Genomic DNA, 22,727 nt, shown 5'->3' with positions numbered 1-22,727 from the left:
GGTCATTGCCGGGGGGCCGGAATCTGGTCCAGCAACTGCTTGAGCACCTGGTCGACCTCCAGCCCGTCTATATCCAGTTCTGGCGCAAGACGTACCCGATGACGCAGTACCGCCAGGGCACAGCCCTTGATGTCGTCCGGTGTGACGAACTCGCCTGCACGTAACAAGGCCCGTGCGCGGGCGCCGCGTACCAGGGCAATGGAGGCTCGCGGGCCGGCGCCTATGGCCAGTCCCGGCCAGCTGCGGGTTGCTCGCGCCAGGCGCACGGCATAGTCGAGCACGTGTTCATCCAGGGCCAGTTCACTGGCGATCCGTTGCAGTTGCAGCACGTCTTCGGCCTTCAGCACGGTGCGCAACGGTTGCACATCCAGCATGTCGGCCCGTGATGAGCGCGTCACTTCGCGCACCATATCCAGTTCCTGCTGAGCATCGGGGTAGTCCATGCGTACCTTGAGCATGAAACGGTCCAGTTCCGCTTCCGGCAGGGGATAGGTGCCTTCCTGTTCGATGGGGTTTTGCGTGGCAAGTACCATGAACGGCTGGCCGATGGGCAGCGCCTCGCCTTCGAGGGTGACTTGCCGTTCCTGCATGGCTTCGAGCAGGGCAGCCTGGGTCTTGGCCGGGGCGCGGTTGATTTCGTCGGCCAGCAACAAGTGGGTAAATACTGGTCCCTTGCGCAGCTTGAACTGCTCGGTGTGCAGGTCGTACACCGCGTGGCCGGTGACATCGCTGGGCATCAGGTCCGGGGTGAACTGGATCCGCGCGAATTCGCCGTCAAAGCAACGGGCCAGGGCACGTACCAGCAAGGTCTTGCCCAGCCCGGGGACACCCTCGAGCAATACGTGGCCGCCGGCGATCAGCGCGGTGAGTACATCATCGATCACCTGATCCTGCCCGATCACCGCCTTGCGCAGTTCAAGGCGCAGGGCCTGGGCCTGCTGGCTGGCACGTTGCAGAGAGTCGCCGGGCAGGGTGTTAGCGCTGGGAAATTCGCTCATAGGGCATTCCTGAGGGTTTGCAGGCACGCCACCTGCCGGCTGAAATCGGCACTGGAAAGCCGTTTTGCCGGGAGTGGGCCGAGGGCCTGGCTGATGACGTGAGAGGGTTGGCGCGTCAGGTGGGCAAGTACTCGCCCCTGTTCCGTGTTGTCGAGATGTTCAAAGCCGGGATGACGCCGCCGTGCGGCGCGCAGGATGTCGCGCTGCAAGGCCTGCAATAGTGTGCCTTGGCCGCTGCGACGCAGCAGGAAGTCGGCACTGGCTTTCAGGTGCTCCTGCAATTGCCGGCGTGCCTTGGGGGCGGGCGCCTGGATTGGGCCCTGGCGCATACCTGCCTGCCAGAGTGCCAGGGCAATCAGGGCAATGAGCGCCACCAACGCCTGGGGGAAATAACGCAGCAGTAAGGTGAACAGGTCATCCACGTCGCTGTTGAACAACAAGGTCACGGCAGTGCCCTGGGCCAGGTACCACAGCAGCCAGGCATTGTCGTGTTTGCCAATAGCCGGTGTTTTCCACAGGTCGCTGTCGGTGATCACCGTGACGCGGCCTTGTCCGACATCGAGTTGCATCAAGTGGCTCGACCTGGCGCTATTGGCTGAAAATTGTGCCTGGTGCTTGGGGTCGATGAGATTGAAGTCGGTGTCGAAACTGAAATAGGCCGGGGCGGTGTCGTTGTCGACATAGAGTTTGGTCAGGTCCGGTGCTTTGTTTTTGCGGGCCGGTGCGGGGTCATCAGGTTCATCGCTGAGGGCCTGGTGGATATGCAGGCGATCGAGCAGCATGTCGCCGCTCTTGCCGGCTTCTTCGTCCCACAGGGCCTCGGCGACTACCAGTAGATGGCCGCCGGACTTGGCCCAGTCCAGGAGTTGCCCTACCTGGCGAGGCGACATGTTGCCGCGCTCGCCCAGTAACAACAGGCTGTTGCCCTTGGCAGGCAGTGTAGTCAGGCGTTCCAGGCCATTGGCGTGTTCCACGGCCAGGCCTTGCTGGCGCAGAAAGTGTTCGGCCGCCAGGTAAGGGTTGGCCATGGCTTCCGGGGAGGGGCCGCGGTCCACCACTTCTTCATAGGGGATCGCTTTGCTCCAAGCGTAAAAGCCGCCCGCTCCAAGCAGGCACGCCATCAGTAGCCCCACCCACAGTAATGGCCGGTTCATTGGGCGCCTCCCGAACTGAACAGGGCACGCCAATCGTTGCACAATTTCTGCTGGGCTGAGACCGGGGGGAGGTGGTGGCCATAGGCAAGGTTTTGCCAGTGCCGAGTCAATTCATCACTGAAGGCCAGTAACTGCGGCTGCTGCAACTGGTGAATGCGTTGCAGGACCTGACCTTCGGTGTCGGCGCTTTTAAGGGGCAGGTTGAAATCATGCAACAACCTGCTCAGCAGGCCACGATACAAAAGGCCGAGGGCTTCCCGTGGCTGGGTAGACCAGAGTTGCTCGGCAGTGCTGGCGATATCCTCGGGCAGTGTCTCGGTGCCCAGCTCCAAGCCGAACAATTGTGCGGGTGATGGCTTCGCCGCTTTGGGTGTACGTGCCCCGCGCAGGCTGACAAAGGTGCGCAACCAGTCCCGATAACGCCATGCCAGCAGAGCCACGCCACCGATCAGCAGGCTCCATAACAGTACTTCCAGGCCTTGGGCGACAGGCTTGAAAGTATTGCTGTTGAGGTTGTCCAGCAGTGCCTGCAGCCATGCCGGAAGTTTGCCGTCACTGTGTGCCTTGTTTTTAACGACGGGTTTTTCTTCGCCAAAGCGATAGCGGGTGACGGTTTCCGGATTTTTGAAGGGAGGCTTGTCCAGCAGCGACTTGATGGATTGGCTTGCGCTTTGGGGGGGCAGTGGTTTGGCTTCATCCGCCATGGCGGGCGGGTTGAATGACAGCAAGGTCAGTCCGATTAACAGCATTAACAGCGGCGCTGCACTGCTCAGGCGCTGGCGCAGGCGGCGGAATACCAGTTCCAAGTCCCACGCCTCCAGTAGGGTGCGACGATTGAGATAAAGGCTGAAACCACAGGCGACATAGATGGGCTCCCAAAACACCAGGATCAAGGCGTAGAAGGCATTGCTCAAGTGTTCCAGCCAGACCCCCTCGGAGCCCGTCGCCAGCGCCAACCGTTGCCAATCCCAATCCAGTTCAAGTTGTTGCGGAATGAATAGATAGAACAGTGCCATGCAGCCGAACCACAACCCGATTTCCAGGTGCACCCCAACGGTGGTCAACCACCGCGCGGCACCGGCATTGCGCTGCTGCAGCACGCCCAGGCGTTTCTGACGCGCCTGGCCGTCCAAACCTTCGAGCTGGCTGACCGGCATTACAAAACTACGGCTGAGGCTAAGTCGGCGCCAGGTCAGGCTGGCCAGCAGTTGGTGGTTAAGCAGTCTTGGCCATTCGCGCACAGCCTGTTTAAGGCTGGGCGTTTCGCCGAACAGGGCTTTGGAGAGGATATATAGAGGCAAGCGGTCGAAGGCCGGTTTGAACCACCAGAACAGGAACATGGCTGCGGATGGGTACTTCCATAGCAACGCGGTAAGCAGGGCAAAAACCGGCAGGGTCACCAGCGCCCAACTGCTCATCAACAGCAGGCGATGTTCCCGGGCCATTAATACCCCAAGGTCCATGGCCTCCCATGCGGTACGCGGTCGAATCGCCACGCTGGCATTACTCAGGCGCATGGCGAGTCCGTCCGGCAAAGGTCAGGTAAGCCGCCACCAGCAGCCAAAGTGCAGCGCCCACCAGGTATTTGACCCAAGGGGCGATCTGGGTGGTGGAAGACCAGTAGGCCTCGATAAATGCCGCGATCAGCAGGAACACCATGACACCGCACAGCAGTTGCACACTCTTGCGAGCTGCGAGCCGCAGGGATTCGCCACGGGTCAGTTGCCCCGGGGCGATCAACGCCCAGCCCAGTTGCAAGCCCGCGGCACCGGCGAGTGCAATGGCCGTCAACTCAAAGGCCCCATGGCCGATGACGAATGACCAGAAGGTCTGCCCATAGCCGATTTCGGTCAGGTGCCCGGAAATCGCGCCGATGATCAGCCCATTGAATATCAGGAAAAACACACTGCCCAGGCCGAACAGCAAACCGGCGGCAAATGTCTGAAAGGCGATACCGATGTTGTGCATTACGTAGTAGCCAAACATCATCCAGTCTTCGCTCGAAGCACGTTCGGCAGCACGCCCCAGCCGGCTGGCTTCGGGGTCATACATGCTCTGCATCTCGGCCACCTGCTGGGGGCTGACAATGCTGTAGATCAGGTCGGGAAACAGATAGACCAGCAGGGCAATGCCCAGCAGGCTGCCAAAGAACAGCAGGCTGGCAATCAACACGAAACGCCACTGGTCTCGTACCAGTCGCGGAAAGTCGGCCAGGATGAAACTCAGCAGATTCGCCGCCAATTGGCTGCGGTGGCGATACAGTTGTTGATGGCCGCGCAATGCCAGTTGTTGCAGGGGGTCCACCAGGTAACTGCTGTAGCCGCGTTCCTGGGCGAGGGCCAGGTGCTGGCATAGACGCCGGTATTGATGAGGGAAATCGGCCATGTCACTGGCCTTGGCCTTGCCGTGCTCCAACAACTTCAGCTGTTCGGCAAAGGATTGCCATTGGTGCTGGTAACGGCTTTCGAAGAGACTCTGCTTCATGTCGGCCCCAACAGGCCACGGGCCACACCATTGAGTTGCTCCACGGCGCGGGCCGGGGATACTTGCAGCGGCGTTGCAAGGATCGAGGCGAGCTCGTGTACCCGTTCGGCGGACAGTTCACCCTGGCGTTCCGCGAAGCCAAGAATCGCTCGCTGCTCACTCAGGTCCAGGGCAAACGGCAAGCGCAGTGCCGCAGCTTGAGGTACCTGGGGACGTGCCAGAGGCTGTTCGCGGTAGACCACCAAGGTGCCAGCGGCCAGGTCGCCAAGGCGTTTGAAGTGAGGATGTTGCAAGCAACTGATTGCGCCGAGAAAGTAGCCGAAAGGCAGCATGTCGACAAACCGCAGGAGGTTGCGGATCAGCGACGCCGACCAGCCTATGGGGGTGCCGTCGTCCTGCACGACCCGTAAGCCCATGACCTGTTTGCCCGGTGAGCAGCCCTGGTTGAGTACCTCGAACAGCACCATGTACCACCAACTGACCAGGAACAACAAAAGCGACCCCAGGCCGATACCAATATTGCCGAGCAGCGCCAACGGCACCAGCAGCACGCCCATGATCACTGCGCGTGCGCCGAGGTCGAAGGCAAATGCCAGCGCCCGTGACACCAGTCCGGCTGGGCGCAGCGGCAGGTCGATGCCCTCCGGGGTCTCGATCTGGTAGAGGGTATCCAATGGGGCTGATGGCATCGCGATCCTTGGCAGTGCAGAGCGGCTGGAGACACGGATGCTAACAGTGTCGGCGATGGAAGCAACTACCCAAGGTTTTGCTGGATGTTTGTACAGTGTAATTGGTGCTGGCCGCGAATACGACTGAACGCCTAGACTTTGTCGATCTTCAGCACAGGAATAGCCCGTGACCTCCATTTTCTGGTACGACTATGAAACCACCGGCATCAACCCGCGCAGCGATCGCCCACTCCAGGTTGCCGGCATTCGTACGGATCTCGATCTCAACGAGGTCGGCCCGCCGGTCAATCTTTACTGTCAGCCGAGCGACGACATCCTGCCCCATCCCGCCGCTTGTGCCATCACCGGCATCACCCCTGTAATACTGGCGGAAAAAGGTCTGGCCGAGGCCGATTTCATGACCCGTGTACATGCCGAACTGGCGGCCCCGGGGACGTGCGGCGCAGGTTACAACACGTTGCGGTTTGATGATGAAATGACGCGCTACAGCCTGTATCGCAATTTTTTCGACCCTTACGCGCGGGAGTGGCAGGGCGGTAACAGCCGCTGGGACCTGATCGACGTGGTTCGCACTGCCTACGCCCTGCGTCCGGAAGGCATCGAGTGGCCGCAGCAGGACGGGCGCGTGACCCTCAAGCTTGAGCGCCTGACCGCCGCCAACGGCATTGACCACGGCCAGGCCCACGATGCGTTATCCGACGTGCGTGCCACGATCGCCCTGGCGCGCCTGGTGCGCGAGAAGCAGCCCAAGCTTTACGACTGGCTGTTTCAACTGCGCAGCAAGCAACGGGTGATGGACCAGGTGCGCTTGCTGCAACCCATGGTGCATATTTCCGGACGTTTTTCTGCCGAGCGTCATTACCTGGGTGTCGTGCTGCCCCTGGCCTGGCACCCGCGCAACCGTAATGCGCTGATTGTCTGCGACCTTGGGCTCGAACCCCAGGGGCTGCTGGACATGGATGCCGCTGCCTTGCGCCAACGCCTGTACACCCGTCGTGAGGACCTTGCCGAAGGAGAGCTGCCGGTGCCGCTCAAGTTGGTGCATATCAACCGTTGCCCCGTGGTCGCGCCCTTGAATGTACTGCGGGCCGAGGACCGTGAACGCCTGCAATTGGATATGGATATTTGCCAGGCGCGGGCCCTGCGGCTAACTGACGCACAGGAACTTTGGCGCGATAAGTTGGCGGTCATTTACGCCGAGGAAGATTTTGCCCCGAGCTCAGACCCGGAACAGCAGCTTTACGAGGGTTTTATCGGGGATCGTGATCGGCGGTTATGCGAGCAAGTCCGGGCGGCTGATCCTGCGCAGTTAGCCAGCCGGCAGTGGCCTTTTGATGATCACCGTTTGCCTGAATTATTGTTTCGTTACCGGGCGCGTAACTTCCCCGATACGCTGAACAGCGAGGAGCTACAACGCTGGAAACTTTTCTGTCAGCAGCGTTTGGCAAATCCTGAATTCGGCGCGCCGAATACCCTTGAGGCATTTAATCTAGCTCGGCAGGAGTTGGCCGTTAGTGCGACGCCGTTTCAGCAGCAGGTGCTGGAGCAGTGGCAGGGATATGCTGAGTCTTTAGCTGCTCGTGTGAATCGGTAATAGCGGTTTGTAGAAAAGACGGACAATAAAAAACGCCAGCAAGCTGGCGTTTTTAATGGGTCGCGTATCAAGCGCGGACCAGGCGAAGCTTAGCCCAGCAGGGTAGCCCAGCCTTCAACCACGTCACCGCCCCACTTGGCTTTCCACTCTTTCAGGGTTTTGTGGTTGCCGCCTTTGGTTTCAATCACTTCGCCGTTGTGCGGGTTTTTGTATTGCTTGACCTTGCGAGCACGCTTGGTACCGGTAGTTTTTACGGCGCCACGTGGTGCTTTAACTTTCGACTCTGGATCCAGCAGCGCGATGATGTCACGCAGGGATTTGGAGTATTCACCCATGAGGGTGCGCAGTTTGCCTTCGAATTCCAGCTCGGTTTTCAGTTTGTCATCTTGGGACAGGTTCTTCAAACGAGCTTGCAGCTCTTTGATAGCTTCTTCGGTGGCACGGTATTCGTTGATCAGAGACATGTGGACTACCTTATGTAGAACGCTGATTGACAGGGAGAGTGGCCCAATAATAGTCAGGCGGTTTCCTCAAGTAAACATTTAAGAGCGCATTTAGGTGAATTACTTTGAATGTTTGTAAAGGCGCTATGCAATCGAGTTAATTAGTAGGGGCTACCCCGCAAATAACCTGCTTAATTTTTCCATAATTGCCGCAGCTTGCGCTGTTCATTCATATAGCGCTGGTAAAACCATGCGCTATTAAGGGATGTGACCAGGTCGGGGGATCAGAATAAGGCTCATCGAATACTGCAGTTTTTCTGCACAATCGCTAGAATGGCGGCCTTTGCGAAGTTCTGGAGTTCCCCCCTAATGCGCACTTTTCGGCTGGTGATTGCTTGCCCGGACCGGGTCGGCATCGTTGCCAAAGTCAGTAACTTTCTGGCCTCCCACAACGGCTGGATCACCGAGGCGAGCCATCACTCGGACAATCTCAGCGGTTGGTTCTTCATGCGTCACGAAATCCGTGCCGACACGCTGCCCTTTGGTCTTGAGGCTTTCCGCGAGGCATTTGCGCCAATCGCAGAAGAGTTTTCGATGACCTGGCACATCACCGACACCGAGCAGAAAAAGCGCGTAGTGTTGATGGCCAGCCGCGAATCCCACTGCCTGGCCGACTTGCTGCACCGCTGGCACAGCGACGAGCTGGATTGTGAGATCGCGTGCGTGATCTCCAACCATGACGACCTGCGCAGTATGGTCGAGTGGCATGGCATCCCCTACTACCACGTGCCGGTCAACCCGCAGGACAAGGAGCCGGCGTTCGCCGAGGTCTCTCGCCTGGTCAAGCGGCATGAGGCCGACGTGGTCGTGCTGGCGCGCTACATGCAAATCCTGCCGCCGCAGCTGTGCCGCGAATACGCGGGCAAGGTGATTAACATCCACCACAGCTTCCTGCCGTCGTTTGTGGGGGCCAAGCCTTACCACCAGGCTTCCTTGCGTGGCGTGAAGTTGATTGGCGCAACCTGCCATTACGTCACCGAAGAGCTGGATGCCGGTCCGATCATCGAGCAGGACGTGGTGCGTGTCAGCCACAGCGACAGCATTGAGGACATGGTGCGGTTTGGCCGGGATGTCGAGAAGATGGTGCTGGCCCGTGGCCTGCGCTATCACCTGGAAGATCGCGTGCTGGTGCACGGCAACAAGACTGTCGTGTTCTGATCAACGCGTTTGGATTGAAGAATGGAGGGCCTGGGCGTTAAATCGCTGCAGGCCCTTTTTCTTTGTCGGCCATTGAGGAGTCGGCGATGCGCGATCCACTTGATAAAGCCACGTCCAAAGCGCCGGCTACGTTGGGCGAAGGCTGTCTGAGTCGTTACGACCCTGACGCGCTGGATGCCGAGGATGGCACCGACTTTCCCGGAGCTGCCCAGCTGTGGGAGCAGTTGCAATTGCCGGACGAGCCGCAAGAGTCTTCTGAAAAAGACGCTTGAGCAGCGCCGGCGAATACCCGTCCGACAGCCGTCAAACCACCCGACTCAGGGTTGCGCTGCCAGCCACGCCACTTTGGTCTGCGGCGTGCGGCCAGCGGCCAGCAGGCGTTGCAGGGTTTCAATCCAGTAACGACGGGAAAAATCGTGGCGCATATCCACGGGATGCAGCCCCAGTCGAATCACCGGGGCGTTCTGCCAGCGCTGTTCACGGTGGTCGCTGACGAGTTTGGATAAGCCCCGACGCCAGCTGCTACGGGCACTCCACACCAGGCCCGGGGCGTCGATACGGCTGAAGTCGGGGAGCCGGTACAGGTGTTGTGGATCGCTGGTGTAGTTCAGCGGCAATTGGCGCAAGGCATCACGGGTGCCTTGGCTCATCAACCAGGCGGGTGCAACGAACCCATGAAGTGGCCAGTCGTTGCGGCGAAATACCTCGATGCCGGCGCGAATACGTTCCAGGGCCTGGGCCTGTGGCAATTGGTAGAACTCACCTTCGTGAGTATAGATGCGACGCATGAACCATTCTTTGGGCGTGCGCGGTGGCGGTTGATCATCGCTATGGAAGTAGCCATGCAGGGCCAGTTCATCGCCCCGCTCCAGGCGGCGGTCCAGCAGTCGTCGAAAGTCTCCTTGGTTGGACAGTGCATCACGATGATGAAAGTCCGGCACTACCAGCCAGGTGACAGGCACCGCTCCCAGCGCGTCAACGGCTTCGACAAACGGTCGGTAGTCGGCCCAGTTGTGCGGTGCCACGTCATGCAAGACCAGCAACACCGAGCGCTCAGCCATGGGAAAGCATCGGCTTGTGGCTGCCGAGTACCGCACGATAATGGCCCAGCAGGCTGTCGACCACCGCATCCCACGCATAATGCTGCGTCACATATCGGCGTGCCTGTGCGCCCAGGTGACGGCTGTCGGCGCTGAACAACTCGCGCACCTTATCGGCCATAGCCTTGGGGTTGTTCGGGGGGCACAACAGGCCGCAGTGCTCATGGACAATTTCAGTGAAGGCGCCAGCGGCCACTGCAACTACCGGGATCCCGCAAGCCATGGCCTCCAGGATTACCAGGCCAAAGGTTTCCTGGTCCCCGCCATGCAGCAGCGCATCGGCACTGGCCATCAACCGCGCGACATGCGGGGCAGGCCTGAACCCATCGACGACCGTGACATTGTCCGGCACGCTGGCAGGCATGCTGGAGCCTACCAAGAGCAGGTGATAGCCACTCCCCAGGCGTTTCATGCAGTTGAGCAGCACTGGCAGGTTCTTTTCCTTGGAGCCGCGCCCGGCGAAGATCAGCAGGCGCGTGTCTTCACTGACCCCCAACTCCGCACGCAACCCCGGGTCGCGCCTGTCCGGGGTGAAGGTCTGCAGGTCCACCCCTAGTGGCTGAACGAAAACATTCTTCACCCCAAGCCCCGTGAGCTTGTCGGCCATTATCCGGCTGGGTGCCAGGACGCGATCGAAATTCCCATAGAGCTTGCTGACGTAGGCTTCGACATTCGGGGTAAGCCAGGGCCCCATGCGGTTGCGCACCAACAACGGCAGGTCGGAGTGATAAAAGCCGATCACCGGCACATCCAGCTGGCGCCGGGCATCCAGCGCGGCCCAGGCGGTCAGGTAGGGGTCACCCACCTCGATCAGATCAGGCTGTAAATCGTGTAGGACGTTTCGCCATGGCGCCAGGCGCAGCGGGAACCGGTAGCCTTTGCCGAAGGGCAGGGCGGGGGCCGGCACCTTGAATATTCCATCCTGTTCGCTCAGGTGTGCACCGGGGATCAGCAGGCTGTGGCGGATGCCCGGCTTGAGCGCCAGGCGCCGGTGCTTGGCGTCGAGATAAGTGCGTACGCCACCGCTGGCTGGGGCGTAGAACATGGTTATGTCAGCGATATGCACGATGAACATCCCTCCGATCCATTGCTCTCCCCTACGTGGACCTGAGGTAAGGATAGATGTTCGATCGGGATAGGTGTCGCTGCAGTCATCAGCTGGAAACGGGCCAGATGTGGGAGCAGGGCTGCTCCGACAAGGTTTTTTGCAGTGTGTGTCAGATCCGGAAGCTGCCCACCAGCTGTTTCAACCGCGCCGCCTGCTGTTCCAGGTCACCTTCGCCGTCGGCGATGTCCTGCATCGCGCGAGTCATCACGTGCAGCGGCTGCAGCAGCACGCGTATCAGCATGCCGAGCAGGGCGATGATGATCACCACGGCAATCACGGTGGCGATTACGGCGGAGGTGCGAAATTTGCTGAGCATTGCGTAGGCATCGTCCTTATCCACCAGGGTCTGCAGGCTCAGGTCGCCGCCGACCACACCGATGCTCTGGCTATCTTGGCGCTGGGGGGGCGATGGAGATTCGGGGTTTCTGCTCCAGCAGGCTGGCAACCGCACCGGGTTCAGGGTTAATGGCGATGTTCTGTGCGGCGTTTTCTACCAGCGCGATACGTCAGGTCAGCCAGGTCTGGATACTGTTCGCGGTGACGTCGCCCATCTCGTGCAGGTAGCTATTGGGGTCGTCGCGTATCGCATTACGTTGCAAATAGTCGTTATAAAGGGTGAGCAGCGTAAATGCGGCGATGATGATAAGGGCGGCTGCAAGCAGGATTTTATGGCTGAAACGCAGATTTTTATTCATAGCTTGAAGGGGCCGCTAAGGTCTTAATATCCGAGACGCGTCCTTGTGGAACACGCGGAAGGGTAGCGTCAAAAAAAGTTTGATATTTCCGTTGGTCCCTGTAGGAACTATCTGAGCGTTTTTTAGACTTTGTAGGTCTCACATCTGTCTTATAGACCTGGCGATACTAAAGATTAACCATGGGTGACGAAATGCCTGACTCCACGCAACTCCTTATCGGTGCCGGTCTTGACGGCCAGCCCATTGCCCAGGCCATGCGCCTGGCCAACCGTCACGGGTTGATCGCCGGCGCCACGGGCACGGGCAAAACGGTCACATTGCAACGCCTGGCCGAAGCCTTCAGTGATGCGGGCGTGGCGGTATTTGCGGCTGATATCAAAGGTGACCTCTGTGGTCTGGGTGCCGCCGCCAGCCCCCAGGGCAAGGTGGCCGAGCGTATCGCCGGCATGCCTTTCCTTAATTACACGGCCAAGGCGTACCCCGTGACGCTGTGGGACATCCACGGGCAGTCCGGTCATCCGCTGCGCACCACCATCAGCGAAATGGGTCCGTTGTTGCTCGGCAGTTTGCTGGAGCTCACCGATAGCCAGCAGTCGGCCCTTTACGCGGCGTTCAAGGTGGCGGATCGCGAGGGCCTGTTGCTGCTGGACCTCAAGGACCTCAAGGCCCTGCTCAACCACCTGCGCTATCACCCGGAGTTGCTCGGCGAAGACGCGGCGCTGATGACTACTGGCTCCAGCCAGGCGCTGTTGCGGCGTCTGGCAGTATTGGAGCAACAGGGCGCCAAGGCCTTGTTTGGCGAGCCGGCCCTGCAGCTTGAAGACATCTTGCAGCCCACCAGCGACGGAAGCGGGCGTATCCATCTGCTGGACGCCAGCCGCCTGGTGCATGAAGCGCCGAAGGTGTACGCGACCTTCCTGTTGTGGCTGCTGGCGGAATTGTTCGAGCAACTGCCGGAGCGCGGCGATGCCGACAAACCGTTGCTGGCGCTGTTTTTCGACGAGGCGCATTTGTTGTTCGCGGATACGCCCAAGGCTTTGCAAGAGCGATTGGAGCAAGTGGTGCGGCTGATTCGTTCCAAGGGTGTGGGGGTGTATTTCGTTACCCAATCGCCGGGCGACCTGCCAGACACCGTGCTGGCGCAACTGGGTTTGCGGGTCCAGCATGGCCTGCGGGCGTTCACTACGAAAGAACAGAAATCCTTGCGGGCGGTAGCAGACGGGTTCCGGCCGAACCCGGCGTTTGATGCTTTATCGGTGTTGACCGAGTTGGGCACCGGAGAGGCATTGGTGGGCACCTTGCAGGAAAAAGGTACGCCGGAAGTCGTCCAACGCGTACTGGTCGCGCCGCCGCAATCGCGAATCGGGCCGCTGAGCGCCGCTGAGCGCGCCACATTGGTGGGCAGTTCGCCGTTGCAGGGGCGCTATGACAAGCCGATTGATCGCGAGTCGGCCTATGAAGTATTGATGGCGCGCAAGGCGCTTGGACCGACCGAAGAGGCCAGGCAGTCCGACGAGGAGCCTAGCTTCACTGACAAGGCCGGGGCGTTTCTGGGAACCACCGCAGGCAAGGCGCTGAAATCCGCGATGCAGCAGGCGGCCAATCAGATGGGGCGCCAACTGGTGCGTGGCTTGCTGGGGTCTTTGCTGGGAGGTAGTAAGCGCAAGTAGCGGTTCAGGGTTTGGGCTTGCCATGGGCGGCCAGCCGCTCAAGTGCCGCGCGCAAGCCCGGATCGCTGATCCCGTCGGCCGTGGCCTGAATCGTCTCGGCCGCCGTCTCCGACAAGTCCATCGTGTGGCCCGCCGCGCCTTGCTGCACGGTCGGCGGCTGCACCTTGAACTGGATGCGCGTCAAGCTGGCGAACTCATCGAATGCCATCAATTGACGCTGCAGGCGTTTTTGCTGATAGCGCAAGCGGGTCGCCCAGTGGCCATCTGTGACAATCAGCAGCAGGTTGCCTTCACGCCAGGACGCCACATGGCAGTGTTCGCGGGCGGCCGGTTGCAGTTGGCTTTCGAGCAGGCGTTGCAAGTGGCCCAAGCGTTGCGCATGGCCAAAGATGGCTTTCAACGGCTTGGCTTCGCGAAGCAACACGCTGGGCGCGCGGGCTGTAAGAGGGCGAAATGCCATGATTGGACACCTTAAGTAACAGAGCGGCCATCTTAGCAGAAAGCGTCTACGCGGCCCCGGGCAATGCATTGCCGGGGCTTTATCCACAAAATCAATGAGCTCCACGGGTTGAAGTTCGCGCAAAAGCCCTTATTTTAAACAAGCCCTCTCACAGCCCCTTGCCCGCCTCGGGGAACAACGCCACTTTCCTCACCCACGATTCCGGGTAGAATGCGCGTTCGCATGCGGCCGTGAGGGCTGCTCGGGCCACTCACGGTGCGCCCTCCATCCCTATGTGTGGAAGAACCTGCCGATATGTTTGCGCCTTTGTTAAAGAAACTTTTTGGAAGCAAGAATGAGCGCGAAGTCAAACGCATGCTCAAGACGGTGCAGCTGGTCAATGCCTTCGAAGAGCAGATGGTTGCCCTTTCGGACGAGCAATTGCGCGCCAAGACCGAAGAGTTCAAGGCCCGCATAGCCAAAGGTGAAACCCTCGACAAGCTGCTTCCCGAAGCCTTTGCGGTTGCTCGTGAAGCCGGTAAGCGTGTCATGGGCATGCGCCACTTCGACGTCCAGTTGATCGGCGGCATGACCTTGCATGAAGGCATGATTGCCGAAATGCGTACCGGTGAAGGCAAGACCCTGGTAGCCACCCTGGGTGTTTACCTCAACGCACTGTCCGGCAAGGGCGTGCACGTTGTGACGGTGAACGACTACCTGGCTCGCCGGGACGCCAACTGGATGCGCCCGCTGTATGAATTCCTCGGCCTGACCGTCGGCGTGGTAACGCCGTTCCAGCCGCCGGAAGAGAAGCGCGCCGCCTACGCCGCCGACATCACCTACGGTACCAACAACGAATTCGGTTTCGACTACCTGCGCGACAACATGGCGTTCAGCATGGAAGAAAAATTCCAGCGCGAACTCAACTTTGCCGTGATCGACGAAGTCGACTCCATCCTCATCGACGAAGCCCGTACCCCGCTGATTATCTCCGGCCAGGCCGAAGACAGCTCGCGCCTGTACACCGAGATCAACAAGTTGATCCCGCGTCTTGAGCAGCACATCGAGGAAGTGGAAGGCGTGGTGACCAAAGAAGGTCACTTCACCATCGACGAGAAGACCCGCCAGGTCGAACTCAACGAAGCCGGTCACCAGTTCGTCGAAGACATGCTGACCCAGATCGGCCTGCTGGCTGAAGGCGAAAGCCTCTACTCGGCCCACAACCTGGGCCTGTTGACCCACGTGTATGCCGGCCTGCGCGCCCACAAGCTGTTCCATCGCAACGTCGAATACATCGTGCAGGATGGCCAGGTCGTACTGGTCGACGAACACACCGGGCGTACCATGCCGGGCCGTCGTCTGTCCGAGGGCCTGCACCAGGCCATCGAAGCCAAGGAAGTGCTCAACATCCAGGCCGAGAGCCAGACGTTGGCGTCCACCACCTTCCAGAACTACTTCCGCCTGTACAACAAGCTGTCCGGCATGACCGGTACCGCCGACACCGAAGCGTTCGAATTCCACCAGATCTACGGTCTGTCGGTGGTGGTTATCCCGCCGAACAAGCCGCTGGCCCGTAAAGACTTCAACGACCTGGTGTTCCTGACCGCCGAAGAGAAATACGCGGCGATCATCAACGACATCAAGGACGGCATGGCCCAAGGTCGCCCTATCCTGGTGGGTACCGCCACCATCGAGACTTCCGAGCACGTGTCCAACCTGCTCAACAAGGAAGGTATCGAGCACAAGGTCCTCAACGCCAAGTTCCACGAAAAAGAAGCCGAGATCATCGCCCAGGCCGGTCGCCCAGGCGCGCTGACCATCGCCACCAACATGGCCGGTCGTGGTACCGACATCCTGTTGGGCGGTAACTGGGAAGTGGAAGTGGCCTCGCTGGACAACCCGACCCCCGAGCAGATCGCCCAGATCAAGGCAGACTGGCAGAAACGCCACCAGGCCGTGCTGGAATCCGGTGGCTTGCAGGTGATCGCGTCCGAGCGTCACGAATCCCGTCGTATCGACAACCAACTGCGTGGTCGTGCTGGCCGCCAGGGTGACGCCGGTTCCAGCCGCTTCTACCTGTCCCTGGAAGACAGCCTGATGCGTATCTTCGCCTCGGATCGGGTGAAAAACTTCATGAAGGCCCTGGGCATGCAGTCCGGTGAAGCGATCGAGCACCGCATGGTGACCAACGCCATCGAGAAGGCCCAGCGCAAGGTCGAAGGCCGTAACTTTGACATTCGTAAGCAACTGCTCGAGTTCGATGACGTCAACAACGAACAGCGTAAAGTGATCTATCACATGCGTAACACGTTGCTGGCCGCCGACAACATTGGCGAGACCATCGCCGATTTCCGTCAGGACGTGCTCAACGCCACCGTCAGCGCACATATCCCGCCACAATCGCTGCCTGAACAGTGGGACGTCGCCGGTCTGGAAGCGGCGTTGAAGAGCGACTTCGGTGTCGACTTGCCGGTCCAGCAGTGGCTCGACGAAGACGACCACTTGTACGAAGAGACCCTGCGCGAGAAGCTCATGACCGAGCTGCTGGCCGCGTACAACGAGAAAGAAGAGCAGGCGAGTGCCGAAGCACTGCGCACCTTCGAGAAGCAAATCGTACTGCGTGTGCTGGACGACCTGTGGAAAGACCACCTGTCGACCATGGACCACCTGCGTCACGGTATCCACCTGCGTGGCTATGCCCAGAAGAACCCGAAGCAGGAGTACAAGCGCGAGTCGTTCACGCTGTTCTCCGAGTTGCTGGATTCGATCAAGCGCGATTCGATTCGCGTGCTGTCCCACGTTCAGGTGCGTCGCGAAGACCCGATCGAGGAAGAAGCTCGCCTGCGCCAGGAAGCCGAGGCACTGGCTGCGCGCTTGCAGTTCCAGCACGACGAGGCACCTGGCCTGGAAGCGCCTGAAGTATTGGGTGAAGAGGTCGATGTGGTCCTGGCCCAGACCCCGGTTCGCAACGAGCAGAAGCTGGGCCGCAACGAACTGTGCTATTGCGGTTCGGGCAAGAAATTCAAACACTGCCACGGCCAGATCGAATAAGATTTTCGCCTGACGCTGCTACACCCCGCGCCGCGACCGGCCCCCGCCGTCGCGGCGTTTTGCCATTAATTTCACCGTCGATCACGACGGCACAGACATCACCTATATTTAAGGAGCGCATTCATGGCTGTTGGTCTTGGTCCTTTGCCCACATTGCACCCGGTTGCCGGGTTTGAGCTCGGTATCGCTTCGGCCGGCATCAAGCGCCCAGGGCGCAAGGATGTGGTGGTGATGCGCTGTGCCGAAGGCTCGACCGTTGCGGGCGTGTTCACCCTCAACGCCTTCTGTGCCGCGCCGGTGATCCTGGCCAAGCAGCGTGTTGCCGGCTCGATCCGTTACCTGCTGACCAACACCGGCAATGCCAACGCCGGTACCGGCGAGCCAGGGCTGGTCGCCGCTGCGCGTACCTGCGCCAAGCTGGCCCAACTGGCCGGTGTGGACGCCAGCCAGGTGCTGCCTTACTCCACGGGCGTCATCGGTGAGCCGCTGCCGGTCGAGAAAATCGAAGGCGCCCTGCAAGCCGCGCTGGATGACTTGTCTGTGGATAACTGGGCAGCTGCCGCCACCGGCATCATGACCACCGATACCCTGCCAAAAGGCGCGAGCCGCCAGTTCGTTCACGACGGTGTGACGGTTACCGTGACCGGTATCAGCAAGGGCGCGGGCATGATTCGCCCGAACATGGCCACCATGCTTGGCTACATCGCCACTGACGCCAAGGTTTCCCGCGATGTGCTGCACAGTCTGATCCTGGACGGTGCCAACAAGTCGTTCAACCGCATCACCATTGATGGCGATACGTCCACCAATGACTGCTGCATGCTGATCGCCACCGGCCAGGCCAACCTGCCGGAAATCACCGAGGCCAGCGGCCCGCTGTTCGCGGCGCTGAAGCAGGCGGTGTTCGAGGTGTGCATGGACGTGGCCCAGGCCATCGTGCGTGACGGTGAAGGCGCGACCAAGTTCGTGACCGTTGAAGTCAACGGCGGCGGCAACCACCAGGAATGCCTGGATGTCGGCTACACCGTGGCCCACTCGCCGCTGATCAAGACCGCGCTGTTCGCCTCCGATCCGAACTGGGGTCGCATTCTGGCTGCCGTCGGCCGTGCCGGCGTGCCGGACCTGGACGTGAGCAAGATCGACGTGTTCTTGGGCGACGTGTGCATTGCCAGCCGTGGCGCCCGCGCCGAAACCTACACCGAAGCCCAGGGCTCGGCGGTGATGCAGCAGGAAGAGATCACCATCCGTATCGAGCTCGGTCGCGGTGAGTGCAGCGAAACCATCTGGACCACCGACCTGTCCCACGAGTACGTGAAGATCAATGCGGAATACCGCACCTGATAGAAGAGGATAAGCGCGGTGAAACGAGTGCATGTAGCAGCAGCGGTGATCCGCGGTGTCGACGGCAGGATCCTGCTGGCGCGCCGTGCCGATACCCAGCATCAGGGCGGCCTGTGGGAGTTTCCCGGTGGCAAGGTGGAGGCCGATGAGTCGGTCGCCACGGCCCTGTCCCGTGAGTTGCAGGAAGAACTGGGCATCCAGGTCACCACGGCGAGACCGCTGATCAAGGTGCAGCATGACTACCCGGACAAACAGGTGTTGCTGGATGTCTGGGAAGTCTCGGCCTTTACCGGCGAGCCCCACGGTGCCGAGGGACAACCGCTGGAGTGGGTGGCCCCGCGCGATCTGCCCAACTATGAGTTCCCAGCGGCCAATGCGCCGATTGTGGCTGCTGCACGCTTGCCCGCCGACTACCTGATCACGCCGGGCGAGCTGGAAACGCCGACGCTCTTGCGCGGGATTCAGAAGGCTGTCGCTGGCGGTATCAAGCTGATCCAGCTGCGGGCGCCCAACGGTTACGACCCCAAATACCGCGACCTCGCGGTAGATGCGGTGGGCCTGTGCGCCGGTAAGGCGCAGTTGATGCTCAAGGGGCCGTTTGAATGGCTCGGGGACTTCCCGGCGGCCGGCTGGCATATGACCTCGGCCCAACTGCGCAAATATGCGAGCAAGGGCCGGCCGTTGCCGAAGGATCGCTGGTTGGGGGCTTCATGCCATAACGCGGAAGAATTGGCGTTGGCGGAATTGATGGACGTGGACTTTGTCACGCTGTCGCCGGTGCAGCCGACCCAGACCCATCCAGATGCCCAGCCGTTGGGCTGGGAGCAGGCGGCGGAGTTGATCCGTGGGTTCAGCAAGCCGGTGTTTCTGTTGGGTGGGGTAGGGCCTGCGCAGCGGGAGCAGGCGTGGGAAGCCGGGGCTCAAGGTGTCGCAGGGATTCGGGCGTTCTGGCCTGAGGTTTGATGACGCTCTGAAGGACCCTATCGGGGGCAAGCCTCCTCCCACATTCGACCGAGTTCCAACTTTGGAATGTGATCAAAATGTGGGAGGGGGCTTGCCCCCGATGAGGCCCTGTCAGTCACCGAATCATCATCAGTGTGGCTTTGCCGCCGCCTGCCACAAAACCTCGGCAACTCCCTGGCGTCTGGCAATCACCCTTGCCGCCACAAACAACAAATCCGACAGCCGATTGATATACGCCAACCCCACCCCTTCCAACGGCTCGACAGCATTCAAATGCTGACAGCGCCGTTCGGCACTGCGCGCCAGGCTGCGGCATACATGGGCCTGGGCAATCAGCGCTGAACCACCAGGCAAGATAAAGTTTTCAAGCGGTCCGACTTCCTCGTTCCAGCGATCAATCGCCGCTTCCAGCCGATCAACTTCCGCCGCGTTCAGTGCCTTGTACTCTGGCATCGCCAACTCGCCGCCCAGATCGAACAATCGATGCTGGCAAGGCGTAAGCACCTCGATCACGTCCTGTAAGCCTGGATGCTGCCCGCCGAGCGCTTCGAGATACGCCAGCAGTAACCCCAACTGGCTATTCAGCGTATCGACCTCGCCGATGGCTTCCACCCGGGGATGGTCCTTGGGCACGCGGCGACCGTCACCAAGGCCAGTTTCGCCTTTATCGCCGGTGCGGGTATAAATCTTCGACAGGCGAAAGCCCATGGTCAGTGCTCCAGTTGGGTGAGTTCGTAAGGTGGCAGTTGGCCCGCCAAGGGCAGGCGCAAGGTGAAGCAGGTGCCTTGGCCGAGGGTGGAATGCACTTCCATCTGGCCTTTGTGGTTGTTGGTGATGATGAAATACGACACCGACAGCCCAAGCCCGGTGCCCTGGCCGATTTCCTTGGTGGTAAAGAACGGTTCGAAGGTGCGTTTGCGCACGCTCTCGCTCATGCCGATGCCGTTGTCTTCCACTTGGATTTCCGCCCACGGCGGGTTAAGGCGCGTGCGCAGGATGATGCGCCCCGGTTCGCTGTCGTCTTCGCGCAGATGAATGGCCTGGGCGGCGTTTTTCAGCAGGTTGAGCAGCACCTGTTCCAGTTCGTTGGCCGTGCCGGGCACGGGGCCCAGCTGCGGGTCGAACTGACGTATGATCGCCTGGCCCTTGAAGTCGAAGCCAATAGCCAGGTCAAAGTCGTTACCGGCGATTTCTACCGCCTGGTCGATCAGCGCCGGCAAGTCACAAGGCGCCATCTGCCGGTTGCTGCGGCGGCTGAAGCTGAGCATGTGGGTGACGATTTTCGCCGCCCGCGCCCCTGCCTGTTGGATACCGTCGAGCAGTTGCGGCACTTCGCGGCTTTGCAGGTAGCGGTTGACCGTGCCCAGCTCAATGCCCACCTGCTCGGCATGCTCCAGGTTCTTGGGCAGGTCCGGGGACAGGCGACGGCGAATGTTCTGCACGTTATGCAGGATTGCCCCCAGCGGGTTGTTGATCTCGTGGGCCATGCCGGCAGCAAGCCCGCCGACGGACAGCATTTTTTCCGACTGCACCATCATTTCTTCCAGTGACAGGCGCTGGGTGATGTCGTCGATACGGATCACCACGCCGCGCCCGGCACCGCCCATCAGCGGATAGAAGGTCAGGGCGTAATGCTTGGGTTCGTCGTCTTTGATCCAGGTAACGCGTTCGATGCGTTCCACCGTGTGTTGCTCCACCGTGGCCTTGATCTGCGGCAGGTATGGCTTGAGCGGCTGGAAGGCGAGGTAGATCGGTTGATTCAGCGCTTCATCCAGGCGCGTGCCGGACAAGGCCGTGGCCTCCTGATTCCATTGGGTGACGTAGAGCTGTTCGTCCAGGGCGATCAGTGCCGAAGGCATTGAGTCGATGATGCTGTTCAGGTAGTTCTGGAAACCGGTGAGCTTTTTCTCGATCTTGCTGCGCACCTGGACTTCCAGCTCCAGCTTGCGGTTGGTGTGACGTGTCTCTTCGGCCAGACCTTGTGCCTGGTCGTAGGCCGCCTGGGAGTCGTCCCGCGCGCGCTTGAGCTGCTGCTCCCGGGCTTCGATGCGCGACAGCATGGTGTTGAAGGCTTCGGCCAGGCTGCCGATTTCGTCGCGGTTGCCCCGGCCGGCACGCAAGGCGTAGTTCTCTTCGCGGGTGACCTGGCGTGACAGCTCTTCGAGTTCATGGATCGGCCGGGTGATCAGGCGTTTGATCTGCCGGGCGATGATCAACCATAGCAGCACACTGAAAATCAGGATGCCCAGGCTCGCCGTCAATGTGCCGGTATAGAAGGCCACCGGCAGCTCACTGCTGGCCACCAGCAGCAGGTGACCGGACGGTTGGCCGGGGCGGGGCAGGGTGATGACCTGGTTACTGCGAAATTCGGTCACTCGCCAGGCTTCGATATGCCGGTAGTTGTCCGGCAGGTGCAGGCGATCGCCGTGTTGCATCTGCGCCAGGCGATTGCCTTCGCCATCGTACAGGGCGGCGGCGCGCAGGGGCGAATAGCTGGTAAGTTCATTGAGAAGCGCATCAGCCTTGGCCGGGGATTCAAGGGCTTCGGCGGCGAGGGCCGGGTTGGACACCAGCCGGCCGATGGCCTGCAAGGCCTGGGGTGCCATGCTTTCCTGGGAGATCCAGTAGGCGGCACTGATAAAGGTCAGGTTGGCCACCAGCAGGACAGTGGTGAGCAGCACCAGCAGGGCGGCCAGCAATTTCTGCCCGACCGGTAGGTTTTCTAGACGCTGGCGCAGCGGCATCAGGGTTTTTCCAGGTGATAGACAGGCGGGCAGGGTAGCGCGTGGCTCAGTCGCTGGGCAATCCGCGTGCAAGTAACTGCTTGACCAGGCGCACTTGCAGTTGTTGCAAATGCGGCAGGCTCAATTGGTGACGGGCGGCCGCCTGGCAAGCATAGCCCAACAAGTAGCTGATTTCGGTGCGGCGGGCATTGGCCACGTCCTGGTACATGGACGAGTAATTGGCAGCCGTGGCCTGGATCACCCGTTCCACTTCGTGCTGCAGATCCAGCGCGGCAGCGGGCTGGCCGCAGCATTCCAGCAGTTCGCCAAGTTCGGCGCACAGGGTAGCGATTTCACATTGATGGTTCTGCAGTTCGCCGTTGCGGCACTGGTAAAGCACAGTCAGCGGGTTGATCGCGCAATTGAGCGCCAGTTTGCGCCACAGGCGCGTCAGGATGTCGGTACTCCATTGGTGGGGGATGCCGGCAGCGTGCAGGTCATCCAGCCACAGCGGTGGGGTAGGGTGGCTCACGTCCCCCAGCCAAGTGTAGCCGTGGCCGGCGAACACCACGCGCCAGTCACCGTCGCGAAACGCGCCTTCGGTGCTGGAGGCAAAAATGCAGCGAGCCTGGGGCAGTTGCGCGGCCACCGCGTCCTGGCTGCCGAGGCCGTTTTGCAGCAGGATCAGCTCGGCGTCCGGTGCCAGGCGATGTTGCAGTTGTGCGACCGCGCCCTCGGCGTCGTAGGCCTTGCAGGCTACCAGCAGGCGATGAATCGGCTCGGGGCTGTCGGGTTTTTCGGCGAACACCGGGTAGGTATGGGCTACGCCGTGTTCCACCAGGGTCAAGCCTGATGAAGCCCGGTAGCTGGCCAGTCGCGCGGCATCGCGCAGGATCAACCTGACGGGCAAGCCGGCGCGAGCCAGGCGGGTGGCCCACAACGTGCCCAGGCTGCCGGCGCCGAGAATATGCCAGGTGGTCGACATCAGTTTTTGCTCCGTAGGGTCGCTCACAGTGAACGGGACGAAAGAACCGCTATAATGCCCCGGCATTTTAGC

19 protein-coding genes and 1 pseudogene are annotated in these 22,727 nt (G+C 60.6%); 7 read left to right on the top strand and 13 right to left on the bottom strand.

The window, feature by feature from the left end; translation table 11 throughout:
• Positions 1–2 precede the first annotated feature (2 nt).
• Genes HCF10_RS06855 through HCF10_RS06835 form a run of 5 tightly spaced genes read right to left on the bottom strand, consistent with a single transcriptional unit; the run spans position 3 to position 5,325 of the window.
• Positions 3–998, bottom strand: coding sequence for an AAA family ATPase (locus HCF10_RS06855; protein WP_167655111.1), 996 nt, complete (start codon positions 996–998; stop codon positions 3–5).
• Positions 995–2,152: a DUF4350 domain-containing protein gene (locus HCF10_RS06850; protein WP_131697909.1), complete on the bottom strand. Its 1,158-nt coding sequence runs from the start codon at positions 2,150–2,152 to the stop codon at positions 995–997. Before HCF10_RS06850 ends, HCF10_RS06855 begins: the two co-directional genes overlap by 4 nt.
• Positions 2,149–3,669: a DUF4129 domain-containing protein gene (locus HCF10_RS06845; RefSeq protein ID WP_167655110.1), complete on the bottom strand. Its 1,521-nt coding sequence runs from the start codon at positions 3,667–3,669 to the stop codon at positions 2,149–2,151. Before HCF10_RS06845 ends, HCF10_RS06850 begins: the two co-directional genes overlap by 4 nt.
• Positions 3,656–4,636 carry a stage II sporulation protein M gene (locus HCF10_RS06840; RefSeq protein ID WP_131697907.1) on the bottom strand — a complete coding sequence of 327 codons (981 nt, stop codon included), beginning with the start codon at positions 4,634–4,636 and terminating at the stop codon, positions 3,656–3,658. Before HCF10_RS06840 ends, HCF10_RS06845 begins: the two co-directional genes overlap by 14 nt.
• Entirely contained in the window at positions 4,633–5,325 is a 693-nt protein-coding gene (locus HCF10_RS06835; protein ID WP_131697906.1) for an RDD family protein, read from the bottom strand. Before HCF10_RS06835 ends, HCF10_RS06840 begins: the two co-directional genes overlap by 4 nt.
• A 166-nt stretch (positions 5,326–5,491) precedes the next feature.
• Here HCF10_RS06835 and sbcB point away from each other — a divergent pair, with 166 nt between their 5' ends.
• On the top strand, positions 5,492–6,919 hold the full coding sequence (gene sbcB / locus HCF10_RS06830; protein WP_131697905.1) for an exodeoxyribonuclease I: 1,428 nt from the start codon (positions 5,492–5,494) through the stop codon (positions 6,917–6,919).
• A gap of 89 nt (positions 6,920–7,008) precedes the next feature.
• Here sbcB and mvaT read toward each other — a convergent pair whose 3' ends face one another.
• Positions 7,009–7,383 (bottom strand): histone-like nucleoid-structuring protein MvaT, encoded by a 375-nt coding sequence (gene mvaT, locus HCF10_RS06825; RefSeq protein ID WP_003175830.1) that lies wholly within the window; start codon positions 7,381–7,383, stop codon positions 7,009–7,011.
• A 348-nt stretch (positions 7,384–7,731) separates the two neighbouring features.
• On the opposite strand from mvaT, the gene purU reads away from it, so the two are divergent.
• Together purU and HCF10_RS06815 are read left to right on the top strand one after the other, a co-directional pair.
• Complete coding sequence (purU, locus tag HCF10_RS06820; protein WP_131697904.1) at positions 7,732–8,580, top strand: formyltetrahydrofolate deformylase; 849 nt, start codon at positions 7,732–7,734, stop codon at positions 8,578–8,580.
• An 86-nt stretch (positions 8,581–8,666) separates the two neighbouring features.
• Positions 8,667–8,852, top strand: coding sequence for a hypothetical protein (locus tag HCF10_RS06815; RefSeq protein ID WP_131697903.1), 186 nt, complete (start codon positions 8,667–8,669; stop codon positions 8,850–8,852).
• Between the two features lie 45 nt (positions 8,853–8,897).
• On the opposite strand, the gene HCF10_RS06810 is transcribed toward HCF10_RS06815, so the two are convergent.
• From HCF10_RS06810 to HCF10_RS06800, 3 genes and pseudogenes are all read right to left on the bottom strand, one after another.
• Positions 8,898–9,641, bottom strand: a complete 744-nt coding sequence (locus HCF10_RS06810) for a DUF2334 domain-containing protein (protein ID WP_131697902.1) — start codon at positions 9,639–9,641, stop codon at positions 8,898–8,900.
• On the bottom strand, positions 9,634–10,755 hold the full coding sequence (locus HCF10_RS06805; RefSeq protein WP_131697901.1) for a glycosyltransferase family 4 protein: 1,122 nt from the start codon (positions 10,753–10,755) through the stop codon (positions 9,634–9,636). Before HCF10_RS06805 ends, HCF10_RS06810 begins: the two co-directional genes overlap by 8 nt.
• Positions 10,756–10,939: 184 nt before the next feature.
• Positions 10,940–11,483 (bottom strand): annotated as a pseudogene (locus HCF10_RS06800) (hypothetical protein); the annotation flags it as partial.
• A gap of 191 nt (positions 11,484–11,674) precedes the next feature.
• Between HCF10_RS06800 and HCF10_RS06795 the strand changes: the two are divergent.
• Positions 11,675–13,153 (top strand): helicase HerA-like domain-containing protein, encoded by a 1,479-nt coding sequence (locus HCF10_RS06795; protein ID WP_167655109.1) that lies wholly within the window; start codon positions 11,675–11,677, stop codon positions 13,151–13,153.
• A 4-nt stretch (positions 13,154–13,157) separates the two neighbouring features.
• On the opposite strand, the gene HCF10_RS06790 is transcribed toward HCF10_RS06795, so the two are convergent.
• Positions 13,158–13,613, bottom strand: coding sequence for a DUF721 domain-containing protein (locus HCF10_RS06790; protein WP_027605525.1), 456 nt, complete (start codon positions 13,611–13,613; stop codon positions 13,158–13,160).
• Between the two features lie 294 nt (positions 13,614–13,907).
• On the opposite strand from HCF10_RS06790, the gene secA reads away from it, so the two are divergent.
• The 3 genes from secA (at position 13,908) to HCF10_RS06775 (ending at position 18,947) form a co-directional block, all read left to right on the top strand.
• Positions 13,908–16,643, top strand: a complete 2,736-nt coding sequence (gene secA / locus HCF10_RS06785) for a preprotein translocase subunit SecA (protein WP_131697900.1) — start codon at positions 13,908–13,910, stop codon at positions 16,641–16,643.
• A 123-nt stretch (positions 16,644–16,766) separates the two neighbouring features.
• Positions 16,767–17,984: a bifunctional glutamate N-acetyltransferase/amino-acid acetyltransferase ArgJ gene (gene argJ, locus HCF10_RS06780; RefSeq protein WP_027605527.1), complete on the top strand. Its 1,218-nt coding sequence runs from the start codon at positions 16,767–16,769 to the stop codon at positions 17,982–17,984.
• An 18-nt stretch (positions 17,985–18,002) separates the two neighbouring features.
• The gene (locus tag HCF10_RS06775) at positions 18,003–18,947 is read left to right on the top strand and encodes a Nudix family hydrolase (RefSeq protein WP_131697899.1); all 945 of its coding nucleotides are present in this window, start codon (positions 18,003–18,005) and stop codon (positions 18,945–18,947) included.
• A gap of 129 nt (positions 18,948–19,076) precedes the next feature.
• Here HCF10_RS06775 and HCF10_RS06770 read toward each other — a convergent pair whose 3' ends face one another.
• The 3 genes from HCF10_RS06770 to HCF10_RS06760 are packed head-to-tail and all read right to left on the bottom strand — an operon-like array spanning position 19,077 to position 22,655.
• Positions 19,077–19,655, bottom strand: coding sequence for a cob(I)yrinic acid a,c-diamide adenosyltransferase (locus HCF10_RS06770; protein WP_098478848.1), 579 nt, complete (start codon positions 19,653–19,655; stop codon positions 19,077–19,079).
• Between the two features lie 2 nt (positions 19,656–19,657).
• Positions 19,658–21,691: a sensor histidine kinase gene (locus HCF10_RS06765; RefSeq protein WP_131697898.1), complete on the bottom strand. Its 2,034-nt coding sequence runs from the start codon at positions 21,689–21,691 to the stop codon at positions 19,658–19,660.
• Between the two features lie 46 nt (positions 21,692–21,737).
• On the bottom strand, positions 21,738–22,655 hold the full coding sequence (locus HCF10_RS06760) for a putative 2-dehydropantoate 2-reductase (protein ID WP_131697897.1): 918 nt from the start codon (positions 22,653–22,655) through the stop codon (positions 21,738–21,740).
• Between the last annotated feature and the right edge of the window lie 72 nt (positions 22,656–22,727).

Source organism: Pseudomonas sp. B14(2022) (assembly GCF_012030485.1).
Taxonomy (GTDB): domain Bacteria; phylum Pseudomonadota; class Gammaproteobacteria; order Pseudomonadales; family Pseudomonadaceae; genus Aquipseudomonas.
This window is presented reverse-complemented; position numbering and strand designations above follow the sequence as displayed.